At 72.3% G+C, this 13,384-nt stretch carries 11 protein-coding genes; 6 read left to right on the top strand and 5 right to left on the bottom strand.

Annotation, left to right across the window (positions count from 1 at the left end):
* Positions 1–21: 21 nt before the first annotated feature.
* On the top strand, positions 22–402 hold the full coding sequence (locus Q8X39_RS19000; RefSeq protein WP_305751266.1) for an MAPEG family protein: 381 nt from the start codon (positions 22–24) through the stop codon (positions 400–402).
* 175 nt (positions 403–577) lie between these two features.
* Positions 578–880 (top strand): high-potential iron-sulfur protein, encoded by a 303-nt coding sequence (locus Q8X39_RS18995; protein WP_305751265.1) that lies wholly within the window; start codon positions 578–580, stop codon positions 878–880.
* A gap of 46 nt (positions 881–926) precedes the next feature.
* On the opposite strand, the gene Q8X39_RS18990 is transcribed toward Q8X39_RS18995, so the two are convergent.
* The gene (locus tag Q8X39_RS18990; RefSeq protein WP_305751264.1) at positions 927–2,738 is read right to left on the bottom strand and encodes a sensor histidine kinase; all 1,812 of its coding nucleotides are present in this window, start codon (positions 2,736–2,738) and stop codon (positions 927–929) included.
* 120 nt (positions 2,739–2,858) lie between these two features.
* Between Q8X39_RS18990 and codA the strand changes: the two genes are divergently transcribed.
* From codA to Q8X39_RS18970, 4 genes are all read left to right on the top strand, one after another.
* Complete coding sequence (codA, locus tag Q8X39_RS18985; protein ID WP_305751263.1) at positions 2,859–4,103, top strand: cytosine deaminase; 1,245 nt, start codon at positions 2,859–2,861, stop codon at positions 4,101–4,103.
* Positions 4,104–4,172: 69 nt separating this feature from the next.
* A complete protein-coding gene (locus Q8X39_RS18980; protein ID WP_305751262.1) occupies positions 4,173–5,453 on the top strand; it encodes an NAD(P)/FAD-dependent oxidoreductase in 1,281 nt (426 codons plus the stop codon).
* Between the two features lie 211 nt (positions 5,454–5,664).
* Entirely contained in the window at positions 5,665–6,564 is a 900-nt protein-coding gene (locus Q8X39_RS18975; protein ID WP_305751261.1) for a DUF6502 family protein, read from the top strand.
* Positions 6,561–7,814, top strand: coding sequence for a DUF4382 domain-containing protein (locus Q8X39_RS18970; RefSeq protein ID WP_305751260.1), 1,254 nt, complete (start codon positions 6,561–6,563; stop codon positions 7,812–7,814). The genes Q8X39_RS18975 and Q8X39_RS18970 overlap by 4 nt, the downstream gene beginning before the upstream one ends.
* A 13-nt stretch (positions 7,815–7,827) precedes the next feature.
* On the opposite strand, the gene Q8X39_RS18965 is transcribed toward Q8X39_RS18970, so the two are convergent.
* The 4 genes from Q8X39_RS18965 to Q8X39_RS18950 are packed head-to-tail and all read right to left on the bottom strand — an operon-like array spanning position 7,828 to position 13,373.
* On the bottom strand, positions 7,828–10,299 hold the full coding sequence (locus tag Q8X39_RS18965; RefSeq protein ID WP_305751259.1) for a glycoside hydrolase family 3 C-terminal domain-containing protein: 2,472 nt from the start codon (positions 10,297–10,299) through the stop codon (positions 7,828–7,830).
* Between the two features lie 27 nt (positions 10,300–10,326).
* On the bottom strand, positions 10,327–11,502 hold the full coding sequence (locus Q8X39_RS18960; RefSeq protein WP_305751258.1) for a Gfo/Idh/MocA family protein: 1,176 nt from the start codon (positions 11,500–11,502) through the stop codon (positions 10,327–10,329).
* A 13-nt stretch (positions 11,503–11,515) separates the two neighbouring features.
* On the bottom strand, positions 11,516–12,571 hold the full coding sequence (locus Q8X39_RS18955; protein ID WP_305751307.1) for a sugar phosphate isomerase/epimerase family protein: 1,056 nt from the start codon (positions 12,569–12,571) through the stop codon (positions 11,516–11,518).
* 37 nt (positions 12,572–12,608) lie between these two features.
* Positions 12,609–13,373 (bottom strand): sugar phosphate isomerase/epimerase family protein, encoded by a 765-nt coding sequence (locus Q8X39_RS18950; RefSeq protein WP_305751257.1) that lies wholly within the window; start codon positions 13,371–13,373, stop codon positions 12,609–12,611.
* Between the last annotated feature and the right edge of the window lie 11 nt (positions 13,374–13,384).

Here is a 13,384-nt window from a genome sequence, read left to right as displayed (position 1 = left end):
TCAACCACCCCACGGAACCCCATGAACTGGATCGACCTGGTCGCCACCCTTGCGGTGCTGCAATTCATCGTCTTCGGCCTCCTCGTCGGCGCGGCGCGAGGGCGCTACGGCGTGCACGCGCCGGCCGTCACCGGGCACGAGATGTTCGAGCGCGCCTACCGCGTCCAGATGAACACGCTGGAGCTGCTCGTGGCCCTGCTGCCGGCCCTCTACCTGGCCGCTCGACACTGGCCGGCCGGCTGGGTTGCCGCCGCCGGCGGCGTCTACCTGGTCGGCCGGATGGTCTACCGCCGCGCCTACCTGCGCGATCCGGGCAGCCGCAGCCTGGGCTTCGGTTTGAGCGCCTTCCCGATCCTGGCGCTGCTGGGCGCGACGCTGGTCGGCCTGGTGACGGGCCGATGAACGACGGCGCTGTCGATGCGGATTGACGCGGGTCAAGTCAGCAACGAACCTTTGCATCGGCAACAGCCCCACCCCTGGCCGATGCAGTCCGGTGGCCAGATACTCCGGCCGGCCGCGAAACGTGACGCAAACACGCATCGCGGACCGGTTCACTCACCCCTTGGAGCACAACACCATGTCGATGCAACGTCGCGTTTTCCTGATGACCGTGGCCGCCTCTGGCGCCGCGATGAGCCTGGGCGCCCGCGCCCAGACCATGGTTGACCCGAAGGACGCCCAGGCGGCTGCGCTCGGCTATGTCGCAGACGCCACGAAGGCCGACACGAAGAAGTTCCCGAAGTACGCGGCCGGCCAGAACTGCGGCAACTGCGCCATCTTCCAGGGCAAGGCCGGCGACAAGGCCGGCAACTGTCCGCTGTTCGCCGGCAAGCAGGTCGCGGCCGCCGGCTGGTGCAGCGCCTGGAACAAGAAGGCCTGATCCAGGGCCTGAACGAGACCGCCCACCCGCGGTCCCGGGCGCCGGCCTAGCGGTCGGTGCCTGACCCGGCGTCCGGCTCGGACGCCGACGGCGCGAGCGGCTCGCGCGGCAGCGTCAGCGTGAAGCGCGCGCCACGTCCCGGTGCCGAATCCACCCCCAGCGTCCCACCCATCAGCTCGGCCAGCGCACGGGCCAGCGCCAGCCCCAGGCCGGTGCCGCCGTGTTCATGGCTGATGCGCGCATCGGCCTGGCGGAATCGCTCGAAGATCAGCTCGTGCAGCTCGGGCGCGATGCCCGGACCCGTGTCGCTCACATGCAGCCGGATGACCGGCCGGCCGGCGGTCTCGGCGGTCTCGGCCGACAGCGTCACCCGGCCCTCGCGGGTGAACTTCAGCGCGTTGGACATCAGGTTGTTGAGCACCTGCTTGAGCCGCAGTTCGTCGCAGACCAGCGTGGCCGGCAGATCCGCCGCCAGGTCCAGGTCCAGCGCCAGGCCCTTCTCGTTGGCGGTGACCGCGAACAGCTCGGCCACGCCGCGCAGCAGCGGCGCCAGCTCGACCGGTGCATGGCGCACCGGCATCGCGCCGGCTTCCACCTTGGCCAGGTCGAGGATCTCGGTCAGCAGCGCATTCAGGTGCTCGGCCGACTTGCGGATCAGCCCGGCCTGTTCCCGATAGCGCGGGTCGCCGATGCGGACCTCCATCAGCTCGGCGAATCCGCGGATGCTGGTCAGCGGCGTGCGCAGCTCGTGCGAGATCGCGGCCAGGAACTCCGACTTCGCCTGGTTGGCCGTCTGCGCCCGCGCCTCGCTCGCGGCCAGCTCGCGGTTGCTGGCTTCCAGCCGCCGCACGCTGTTGGTGAAGGCGTAGAGCGCCAGCCCGACCGCGGCGGTCAGCAGGCCCATCAGCCCGACCAGCGCGTTGCGCATCGCCACCCAGTCGGCCAGCGCGTCGTCCAGCGACGCGCCCACCAGCACGAACAGCGGGAAGCCGGTGATGCGGCGCAGCGCGATCACGCGGTCGATGCCGTCGACGCCGCTGCGGGCCTGGTAGGTGCTGGTGGTCGCGAGCGCCGGCTGCGACATCGGCCCGGCGCCGGCGATGCGCTGGCCCATGCCGGCGCGTCGGCCGTCGACCACCCGGGCGCGCACCATCAGGTCCTCGCCGACCAGCGTCACCACGCCGTCGCGGCCCAGGTCGACGCTGCTGTAGACGGTCTCGAAATAGGCCGGATCGACCGAGGCGACGACCACGCCGAGCACGCGGCCGTCCGGCCCGTCGATGCGGCGCGAGAGCTGCAGGGTCCAGCGCCCCGAGACCTTGCCCAGCACCGGCTTGCCGATGAACAGGCCCTTGGCGAACAGGCCCTGGGCCGAGCGGTCGACCAGGCTGGGCGTGAGATGCGCCCGGATGTGCTCGCGCTCGCTCAGGTCGACGCGGCCGGTGCGCGAGCCGTCCGGATCGAGGTTGCTGCCCATGAAGTGCCCGTCCGGCCCGACCAGCGACAGCTGCACCAGGATGTTCGGCACCAGGCCGGTCTCCTTGGCGAACTGGGTCAGCTGGCGCAGCGGCTCGTCGCCACTGCGGACCGCCTCGCTGACCCGCTGCGTCGCCTGGTCGACCGTGGCGAACACGCGCACGCTCATTTCCTCCAGCGCGCGGGCCAGGTTCATGTTCTCGCGGGCCCGCGAGTCCAGCGCCTCCTGGCGCTCGTACTGCAGGAAGGCGGCGGTCGCGATCCAGGCGAGCGCGAGCAGCAACAGGCCCGCCAGCCCGATCGAGCGGCTCAGGGTGCGCTGCGAACGGCGGGCATCGGGACGGCTGGATGAGGTGGTGTCGGGGGCCAGGGTCGCGGTCAAGGGTGGGTTTCCAGCCTGGGCTGGAACCCAGGCGCGAGGATGGTAGCGGGGCCGACACGCCGCTCGGGCATGCTTGATGCAACACCACGTCCCGTGGCCCGGAACTTCGAAAGGAACACCATGTCCCGCATCCTCAACGCCCGCCTGCGCGACCGTGTGGGCCTGCACACGCTGCGCCTGTCGGGCGGCCGCATCGCCGCGATCGAGGCACAGCCCGGCCTCGTCGCCAGCGGGCTGGCCGACACCGACGCGGCCGGCCACCTGGTGGTCGCGCCCTTCATCGAGCCGCACATCCATCTGGACGCCGCGCTGACCGCCGGCCAGCCGGCCTGGAACATGAGCGGCACGCTGTTCGAGGGCATCGAGCGCTGGTCCGAGCGCAAGGCGCTGGTCACCCACGAGGACACCAAGGCGCGCGCCCATGCGACGCTGCAGATGCTGGCCCGCCACGGCATCCAGCAGGTCCGCACCCATGTGGACGTGACCGATCCGAGCCTGGCCGCGCTGCGCGCGATGGTGGAGGTGCGCGACGAGGTCCGCCACCTGGTCGAGCTGCAGATCGTCGCCTTCCCGCAGGAGGGCATCGAGTCCTACCCGGACGGCCGCCGGCTGATGACCGAGGCGGTGGCGATCGGCGCGGACGTGGTCGGCGGCATCCCGCATTTCGAGAACACCCGCGAGCAGGGCGTCGCGTCGATCCATTTCCTGATGGACCTGGCCGAGCGCCACGGCTGCCTGGTCGACGTGCACTGCGACGAGACCGACGACCCGCACTCGCGCTTCCTGGAGGTGCTGGCCGAGGCCGCCCGCCAGCGCGGCATGGGCGCACGCGTGACCGCCAGCCACACCACCGCGATGGGCTCCTACGACAACGCCTACTGCGCCAAGCTGTTCCGGCTGCTGTCGATGTCGGGCATCGGCTTCGTCTGCTGCCCGACCGAGAGCATCCACCTGCAGGGCCGCTTCGACACCTACCCGAAGCGCCGCGGCCTGACCCGCGTGCCCGAGCTGGACCGCGCGGGCATGACGGTCGCGTTCGCGCAGGACTCGATCCAGGACCCGTGGTATCCGCTGGGCAACGGCAACATCCTGCGCATCCTCGAAGCCGGCCTGCACATCTGCCACATGCTGGGCCACGTCGACCTGCAGCGCTGCCTGGACTTCGTCATCGACCACCCGGCCCGCCTGCTGGCCCTGGGCGAGCGCCACGGCATCGCCGAGGGCCGTCCGGCCAACCTGCTGATCCTGTCGGCCGACAGCGACGTCGAGGTGCTGCGCAGCCAGGGCCATGCGCTGCTGTCGATGCGCGAAGGCCGGGTGCTGATGCGGCGCACGCCGGCCGAGGTGACGCTGGCGACGTCCTGAGCGCGGCCTGTCGCCACGATGAACAGCCCGCTCGGCGCGGGTTCAGACACGTTCGGGAATCATCGCGGGATGACGCACGACACCTCCCCTGCCGGCCTGCCCGGCGACGCCCCCATCCTCATCATCGGCGCCGGCCAGGCCGCCACCTTCGCGGCCGAGGCGCTGCGCAGCGGCGGCCATGTCGGCGAGATCACCTTGCTGGGTGACGAGCCGATCGGTCCCTACCACCGGCCGCCGCTGTCCAAGGCCTGGCTGGCCGGCCAGAGCGGCGATGCCCAGCTCGCGCTGCGTCCGCCCGCGATGCTGGAGAAGAAGCAGATCCGCCTGCGCACCGGCAGCCGGGTCGTGGCGATCGACCGCGCCGCCGCCACCGTGACGCTGGCCGATGGCGAGACCCTGCCGTGGGCCGGACTGGTGCTGGCCACCGGCGCCAGCGCACGCCGCCTGCCCATCCCCGGCGTGGACACGCCCGGCGTCTGCGTGCTGCGCAGCAAGGCCGACGCCGACGGGCTGGCCGCCGGCCTGGCCGACTGCCGCGCCCAGGGCCGGCCGCTGGTCGTGATCGGCGGCGGCTTCATCGGCCTGGAGGTGGCCGCGACCGCGCGCCAGCTGGGTGTCGCGGTGACGGTGCTGGAGGCCGCGCCCCGCCTGCTCGGCCGGGTGCTGACGCCCCTGATGTCGGACTGGTACGCGGCGCTGCACCGCCGCCACGGCGTGGAACTGGTGCTGGATGCCCGCATCGAGGCGATCGAGGCCGAGGCTGGCCGCGTCAGTGCCGTGCGGCTGGCCGATGGCCGCCTGCTGCCGGCCGGCCGGGTGCTGCTGGGCGTGGGCGTGGCGGCCAACGACAGCCTGGCACGCGAGGCCGGTCTGGCGTGCGACCGCGGCATCGTCGTCGACGCCTGCGGCCGGACCGCCGACCCGCGCATCGTCGCCGCCGGCGACTGCACCGCCCGCCGGCTGGACGACGGCACGCTGCTGCGGCTGGAATCGGTCCAGAACGCCACCGAGCAGGCCCGCTGCGCGGCGGCGGCGCTTCTCGGCCAGGCGCGGCCCTTCACCGCGACGCCGTGGTTCTGGTCCGACCAGTACGACCACAAGCTGCAGATGGCCGGCCTGTCCCAGGGCGCCGACGCGGCCGTGCTGCGCGGCGATCCGGACGGCGGCACGCCTTTCTCGCTGTGGCATTTCCGGGCCGGCCAGCTGGTCGCGGTCGACACCGTCGACGACGCCCGCACCCACCTGCTGGCGCGCAAGCTGCTGGACGCGGGCCAGGGGCCGACGCCGGCCCAGGTCGCCGATCCGGCCTGTGACCTCGCGTCCGTGGCCACGCCGACCGGCGCAGGCTGAACGCCACCGCCCGCCCTTTCCACCCGCCCCTTTCCACCCGCCCCTTCACTTCCGCCCCTGAACGACCCGGCAGCGCCGCAAGGCCTGCCGGGTCGCTGCATGGCGGGGCTGGAAACCGCGCGCCGGACGGTTCGGCGGCGGCTCACAAGTCCACACAACTGGTCACCATCCATCGGCGGTTCTTCCATTTTTTTGGGATAAATTTCCCAATATGGAAGTTCACACCCGTCTCCAGACCGTGCTCGAAGCCGCTGTCGCGCGGCTGCTGCGGCCGCTGTTCCGCGTGCTGTTGCGCCAGTCGATGTCCTTCGTCGCCTTCGAGGCGATCGCCAAGCGCGTCTACGTCGAGGTGGCGATGCAGGACTTCGCCATCGAGGGCAAGAAGTCGTCGATCTCGCGCGCGTCCATCCTGTCGGGCCTGACCCGCAAGGAGGTCACCCGGCTGGTCGTCGAGGCCACGCAGCCGGTGCACCGCGAAGGCGCCGACGTGATCGAGGGTGAGCCGCCGCGCCAGCGCTACAACCGCGCCGCCCGGGTCCTGACCGGCTGGGTCCGTGACGCCACCTTCCACGATGCCGCCGGCAACCCGCGCCCGCTCGACCCGAACGACACCGCCACCGGCTTCGGCGCACTGGTGCGCCGCCACAGCGGCGACATGCCGGTGCGGGCGATGCTCGACGAGCTGCTGCGCGTGGGCGCCGTGCGCCGCACCGAGGACGGCCGCATCGCGTTGCAGAACGCGGCCTACGTGCCGGCCGACGGCCCGCTCGACAAGCTCGACATCCTGGGCCAGGACGTCGCCGACCTGATCGCGACCATCGACCACAACATCCAGCACGGCGCCGACAACCCGCGCTATCAGCGCAAGGTCATGTACGAGGCCATCCCGGCCGAGGCCCTGCCGGCCTTCCGCCAGCTCGGCGCCAGCCAGGCGCAGCGCCTGCTCGAACAGCTCGACCGCTGGCTGGCCGACCACGACACCGACCTGCCCGCCCCCGGCGACACCCAGGCAGGCCCGCGCCTGCGGGTCGGCCTGGGCATCTATTACTTCGAGGAGCCCGCCGCCGCGCGGACGCCCGACCCGACCGATCCGACTGGAGCATCGTCATGAGATCCAAGACCCTCGCGGCCATCGCCGCCAGCACCCTGGCCCTGCTGTTGACCGCCTGTGGTGGCGGCGGCGGTGGCATCGGCGGCACCGGCGCGGCCGGCAACGGCACCTTGCGCGTGTCCATGACCGACGCGCCGTCCTGCGGCTTTGACGAGGTCAACGTGACGGTGACCGAGGTGCGCGTGAACCCGAGCGCCACCGCGCCCGATGGCACCGGCGCCGGCTGGTTCCGCATCGTGCTGCCGAACCCGCAGAAGACGAACCTGCTGGACCTGCAGAACGGCGTCCTGCAGGAACTGGGCGAGATCCCGCTGCCGGCGGGCACCTACCAACAGATGCGGCTGGTGCTGGCGTCGAATACCGGTGCCACGCTCGCCAACAGCCTCGTGCTGACCGGCGGCACCGGCGCCGAGGTCGCGCTGGACACGCCGAGCGGCCAGCAGTCCGGACTGAAGATCAACACGACCGCCGACATCACCGTGCTGCCCGGCCAACGGGTCGACTGGGTCATCGACTTCGATGCCTGCAAGTCGGTGGTCAGGCGCGGCAATTCCGGCCGCTACAACCTCAAGCCGGTGCTCACCGCCTTCCCGCGCGTCACCGATGCCGGCCTGCGCATCGTCGGCTGGGTCGATCCGTCGCTGCTGGCCGGACCGGTGAGCGTGTCGGCGCAACAGGGCAACGGCGTGGTGGTCAAGGCGACCGCGCCGGTTGGCCCGGGCCTGCCCGATGCCGGTCGCTTCGAGCTGCCGGGCCTTGCCGCCGGCAGCTACAACCTGGTCATCAGCGCCGCCGGTCGCGTCACCGCCGTGATCACCGACGTGCCGGTCGCCGCGATCTCGCCGACGCAGGTCAACAGCGCGGCGTTGCCGATCGACCTGCCTGCGGCCGCCAACGCCGGGCGCACCGTCGCCGGCACCGTCACGACGACGCTGCCGCCGCCGCTGGCCGGCGAAGTCCGCGCCATCCAGACGCTGGCCGGCCCCAGGACCATCGAGCTGCGCTGGACCGCGATCGACGCCGACACCGGCGCCTGGACGATGGCGCTGCCCACGGGCGCGACCTACACGCTGCCCTACGCGGCGCTGCCGGTGGCATGGCCCTTCGCCCCGGACGCGGCCAGCGCCGGCCGCTACCGGCTCGAAGCCCGCGATGGGTCGGGCACGGTGAAGTCGGCCGACATCGACGTCAACGTCGCCGTTCCGGCCTTCCCCGCGGCACTGACGCAGGACTTCTCCTTCCTGCCCTGAGGGGCCTGCCCCGTCAACGCGCCACCGGCTCCACCCAGTCCGCCGCGAGCGTCACCGTTTCGCGCTGGTGGATGGCCGCCGAGCTGCTGCCGACGCGGATCTCGAAGGTGCCGGCCTCGGCCCACCAGGCCGCCCGGTCGACGTCGTAGGCGGCGAAGGCGCGCATGTCCAGGCTCAGGCTCACCGTGCGCGACTCGCCCGGCTGCAGCGCGACCTTGGCAAAGGCCTTCAGCTCCTGGGGCGGGCGGGCCAGCGTGCTGGCCGTGTCGTGCACGTAGAGCTGCACCACCTCGCTGCCCGCGCGCGGGCCGGCATTGCGCACCGTCACGGTGGCGGTCAGCGTGTCGCCAGGCTGCAGCGTCGTGCGGTCCAGCGCCAGGCCGGTCTGCTCGAAGCGGGTGTAGGACAGGCCGTGGCCGAACGGGAAGCGCACCGCATGGCCGCGCGCCTCATGGTGGCGGTAGCCGATGAAGACGTCCTCGCCGTAGCGCACATGGCCGTCGACGCCGGGGTATTGCGCCGGGTCGCCGAAGGCCACGGAGTCCTCGATGCGCAGCGGCCAGGTCTGCGGCAGGCGGCCGCCGGGCGCGGCCGCGCCGGTCAGCACGTCGGCGATCGCGAGGCCGCATTCCTGGCCCGGATACCAGGCCTGCAGGACCGCCGGCACCGCGTCCAGCCAGGGCAGCAGCAGCGGCGAGCCGCTCTGCAGCACGACGACGGTGTTCGGGTTGGCGGCGGCGACGCGGGCGATCAGCTCATCCTGGGCATGCGGCAGCGCGATGCCGGGGCGGTCCAGGCCCTCGTTGTCCCATTCGGCGTTCAGGCCGGCGAAGACGATGGCGACATCGGCCTTCGCGGCCGCGTCGACCGCGGCGGCGATGTCGGCCTCGCCCATCAGGCGGCTGGCACCGACCCGCAGCGCATGCACCCCGAAGCCACCGCCCTCGACCGCGGTGCTGAACTCGACCTGCAGCTCGACCACGTCGCCCGCCTGCAATGTGCGGTGGTGCAGCACCTCGTCGCAGCCGAAGGTGAAGTAGGTGTCGCCGCGCCGCCAGCCGGTCCAGGCATCGAGCACCGGCTCGCCGTTGAGCGTGGCGCGCGCCAGGCCGGTCGAGACCAGCGAGAAGGCGTGCAGGCCCTCGGCCTCGGCGACGAAGCGCAGCGTGGTGCGGGCCGAGAAGTCGTAGGGATCAAGCCCGGCGGGCAGGCTGCCGAACCACATGATCTCGGTGTTGGGCGAGGTCTGCGTGGCGACCACCGGGCCGTCGAAGCGGTCGTTGGCCCAGAAGTCCACCGTCATCGGCACCGGCATCAGCGGCGTCCAGCGGTGGCTGTCGGCACCGGGCCGGTGGACGAAGTCCACGCCTGGGCAGGCCGCCTGCAACGCGGCCATCGGCGCGCTGCGGTGGTGCGCGTTCACGTTCGCGCTGCCGCCGCCCATGATCTGCGGCGTCACGGCGGCATGGCCGATCAGCGCGACGGTCTGGCCGGCCTTCAACGCCAGCGGCAGGGCGTCGGCGTCGTTCTTCAGCAGCACCGCGCCTTCGGCGCCCAGGCGGCGGATCAGCGCGCGGTGGGCCGGCAGGTCGTCGTCGCGCTCGGCCGGGATGACCGGGTCGGCGAAGCTGCCGACCCGCTCGGCCAGCTGCAGCACGCGGCGGGCGCAGGCCCGCACCGCATCGGCCGGCAGGCGGCCGTCCTGCACGGCGGCGACGAGCTTATTGCCCCGCTCGCGGGTCGGTCCGGGCATCTCCAGGTCGCAGCCGGCCAGCACGCTGCGCACGGTGTCGTGGTGGGCCATCCAGTCGGTCATGACCAGGCCGTCGAAGCCCCACTCGTCGCGAAGCACCTGCGTGACCAGGCGGTGGTGGTCGGCCATGAAGGTGCCGTCGACGCGGTTGTAGCCGGTCATCACGCACTGCACCTTCGCCACCTTCACCGCGCGCTCGAAGGGCAGCAGGTACAGCTCGCGCAGCGGCCGCTCGGGGATGTCCGAGCTGACCGTCATGCGCTGGTACTCGCTCTCGTTGCCGACGAAGTGCTTGATGGTCGCGGCCACGCCGGTCGACTGCAGGCCGTTGACGTAGGCCACCGCCATCTCGGAGGACAACCACGGGTCTTCCGAATGGCACTCGAAGTTGCGGCCGTTGTAGACCGTGCGCTGCAGGTTGACGGTCGGCGCGAGCAGCACGCGCGCGCCCTTCAGGCGGGCCTCCACGCCCAGCGCCGCGCCGGTCTCGGCAATCAGCGCGGGGTTCCAGGTCGCGGCCAGCGCGATGCCGACCGGGAAGCAGGCCGTGCTGGGGCCGTCCTTGAAGATGCCGCCGCGCGCGCCGTTCGGGCCGTCGCTGACCTTGACAGACGGCACGCCCAGGCGCGGGATCGGGACGGTGGTCCAGAAGTCGGCGCCGGCCAGCAGGCTGACCTGCTCGTCCAGCGTCATGGCGTCCAGCAGGGCTTCGATGTTGACGGGTTCGGTCATGGGGTACTCGGTGTTGGATGGGGTGGATCAGGCCGGCAGGACCAGCGGGGTCCAGGCGGCGTTGGCGCGGCTGCTGGCCAGCACGGCCTCGACGAAGGCGAGGCTGCGCACGCCGTCGTCCAGGCCGGGCACGCGGGCCGGCGTGGCGCGGCCGGCGCGGGCGTCGCGCAGGTCCTCGGCGAAGTCGCGGTAGAGGTTGCCGAAGGCTTCGAGGTAGCCCTCCGGATGGCCCGGCGGCGTGCGGGTGGCGGCCGCGGCGACCTCGGGCAGGCCGGCCATGCCGCGCGTCAGGCGGCGCGCCGGTTCGCCGGCCGGGTGCCAGGTCAGCTCGTTGGGCCGGTCCTGGTCCCAGTGGATCGCTGCCTTCGTGCCATAGACGCGCAGGCGCAGGTGGTTCTCCTCGCCGCAGGCGACCTGGCTGGCCCACAGCAGGCCACGCGCGCCCTGGGCATAGCGCAGCTGGACCTGGACATGGTCATCGACCCGCCGGCCCGCCACGAAGGTCGTGCAGTCGGCGCTGATCTCGGCCGGGCTCAGGCCGATGACGAACTCGGCCAGCTGGGCCGCATGGGTGCCGATGTCGCCGAGGCAGCCGGCCGGTCCGGCCAGCGCCGGGTCGGTGCGCCAGGCGGCCTGCTTCTGGCCGCTGGCCTCGAGGTCCGAGGCCAGCCAGTCCTGCGCGTACTCGACCTGAACGATGCGCACCGTGCCGAGCTGGCCGGCGGCGACCATCGCGCGGGCCGCGCGGACCAGCGGGTAGGCGCTGTAGTTGTGCGTCAGCGCGAAGCGCACGCCGCGCGCGGCGGCGCGCTGGCGCAGGTCCAGCGCATCGGCCAGCGTGGTGGTCAGCGGCTTGTCGCAGATGACGTGGATGCCGGCCTCGATGAAGGCGCAGGCGACCGGGTGGTGCAGGTGATTGGGCGTGACGATGGCGACGGCCTCGATGCCATCGGGCCGCGCGGCTTCGGCGCGCGCCATCTCGCGGTAGTCGCTGTAGCAGCGGTCGGTCTCGATGCCGAGTTCCGCACCGCTGGCCCGGCACCGCGCCGGGTCCGAGGACAGCGCGCCGGCCACCAGTGCGTACTGGCCGTCGAGGCGGGCAGCGATGCGGTGCACCGCGCCGATGAAGGCGCCTTGCCCGCCGCCCACCATGCCCAATCTGATCGGGCGCCGCTCGCCGCGCGGGTCTTCTGACTGGCTCATCGCATGATCCTCCTCAGCCGATGCCGAGCATGCGGCGGTTGGCGGTCTCGTCGGTGCCGGCGGCCGCGAAGTCGTCGAAGGCCTTTTCGGCCACGCGGATCAGGTGATCGCGGATGAAGGGTGCGCCCTCGGCCGCGCCCTGCTCCGGGTGCTTGATGCAGCACTCCCACTCCAGCACCGCCCAGCCGCGGTAGCCGTGCTGGGTCAGCCGGCTGAAGATGCCGGTGAAGTCGACCTGGCCGTCGCCCAGCGAGCGGAAGCGGCCGGCCCGGTCCTTCCAGCCCTGGAAGCCGCCGTAGACGCCCTGCCGGCCGGTCGGGTTGAACTCGGCATCCTTGACGTGGAAGGCCTTGATGCGCTCGTGGTAGCAGTCGATGTAGGCCAGGTAGTCCAGCTGCTGCAGCACGAAGTGGCTCGGGTCGTAGAGCAGGTTGGCGCGCGGGTGGTGGCCGACCCGTTCGAGGAACATCTCGAAGCTGGTGCCGTCGCACAGGTCCTCGCCCGGATGGACCTCGTAGCAGACGTCCACGCCGGCCGCATCGAAGGCATCGAGGATGGGACGCCAGCGCCGCGCCAGTTCGTCGAAGGCGGTCTCGACCAGCCCGGCCGGGCGCTGCGGCCACGGGTAGAGGTAGGGCCAGGCGAGCGCACCGGAGAAGGTCGCGTGCGCGTTCAGGCCCAGGCGCTGCGAGGCCTTCGCGGCGAGCTTGAGCTGCTCGACCGCCCAGGCCGTGCGCTCGGCCGGCTTGCCGCGCAACGCGGCAGGCGCGAAACCGTCCATCGGCAGGTCATAGGCCGGATGGACCGCCACCAGCTGGCCCTGCAGGTGGGTCGACAGCTCGGTGACCTGCAGGCCATGCTGCGCGAGCGTGCCGCGCACCTCGTCGCAGTAGGTCTGGCTCTCGGCGGCCCGCGCGAGGTCGAACAGCCGCGCGTCCCAGCTCGGGATCTGCACGCCGGCATAGCCCAGCGAGGCCACCCAGCGGCCGATGCTGTCCAGGCTGTTGAACGGCGCCGCATCACCGGCGAACTGGGCCAGGAAGATGCCCGGTCCGCGGATCGGGCTCAGGGACGAATGGCTCGTGTTCATCGGACTTCCCTCGCGTTCAGACGCCCAGGTGCTCGCGCAGGCAGGCGCGGCTGCCACGCAGCGTGGCCTCGAAGTCGACCGGCTTGTCGTGCTCGAACACGAACAGGTCGACGCGCGACTTCAGCGCCGCGAACAGCGCTGGCCAGCCGACGATGCCCTGGCCCAGCACGGTCCAGCCGTCCTCGGCCACCGCCGTGCCGGGCGGGGCGATGTCCTTGGCATGCACGGCCAGCAGGCGGTCACCGTGGCGGGTCGCCCAGTCGAGCGGATCGGCACCGGCGCGGCGCACCCAGCCGAGGTCGGCCTCCCAGCCCAGCTGGGCCGGCGTGGCGGCCGAGAAGATCCAGTCCAGCGCCGGGCGGCCGTCGTAGCTCAGGAGTTCCCACTCATGGTTGTGATAGGCCACGCGCAGGTCCGGCAACTCGGCGCGCAGCAGGTCCGACAGCCCGGCCAGGCGCTGGCCCAGCGCGACCCAGCCGGCGCCGGTGGCCGGGCGTTCGCCCATCGGCAGCCACGGCATGACGATCAGCCGGCAGCCCGTCAGCCGGCAGGCCTCGATCAGGCGGACGCGCTCGTCGGCGTTCTCCAGCAGCGCCAGGCCGACGTGCATCGACGACAGCTTCAGCCCGTGCCGATCGAGCGTGGCGGCGAAGTCCGCCGCCGGCAGGCCGTGCGTGGCGACGCTCTCGACCCAGTCGAAACCGGTCTGCCGCAGCAGCGCCAGCTGGTGGTCGAGGTCGCCGGACTCGCGGATGGAATAGATCTGGACCGATGCCTTCATGGTCGACTCCT

This window comes from Leptothrix discophora (assembly GCF_030705305.1).
GTDB classification, from domain to species: Bacteria; Pseudomonadota; Gammaproteobacteria; order Burkholderiales; family Burkholderiaceae_C; genus Sphaerotilus; species Sphaerotilus discophorus.
This window is presented reverse-complemented; position numbering and strand designations above follow the sequence as displayed.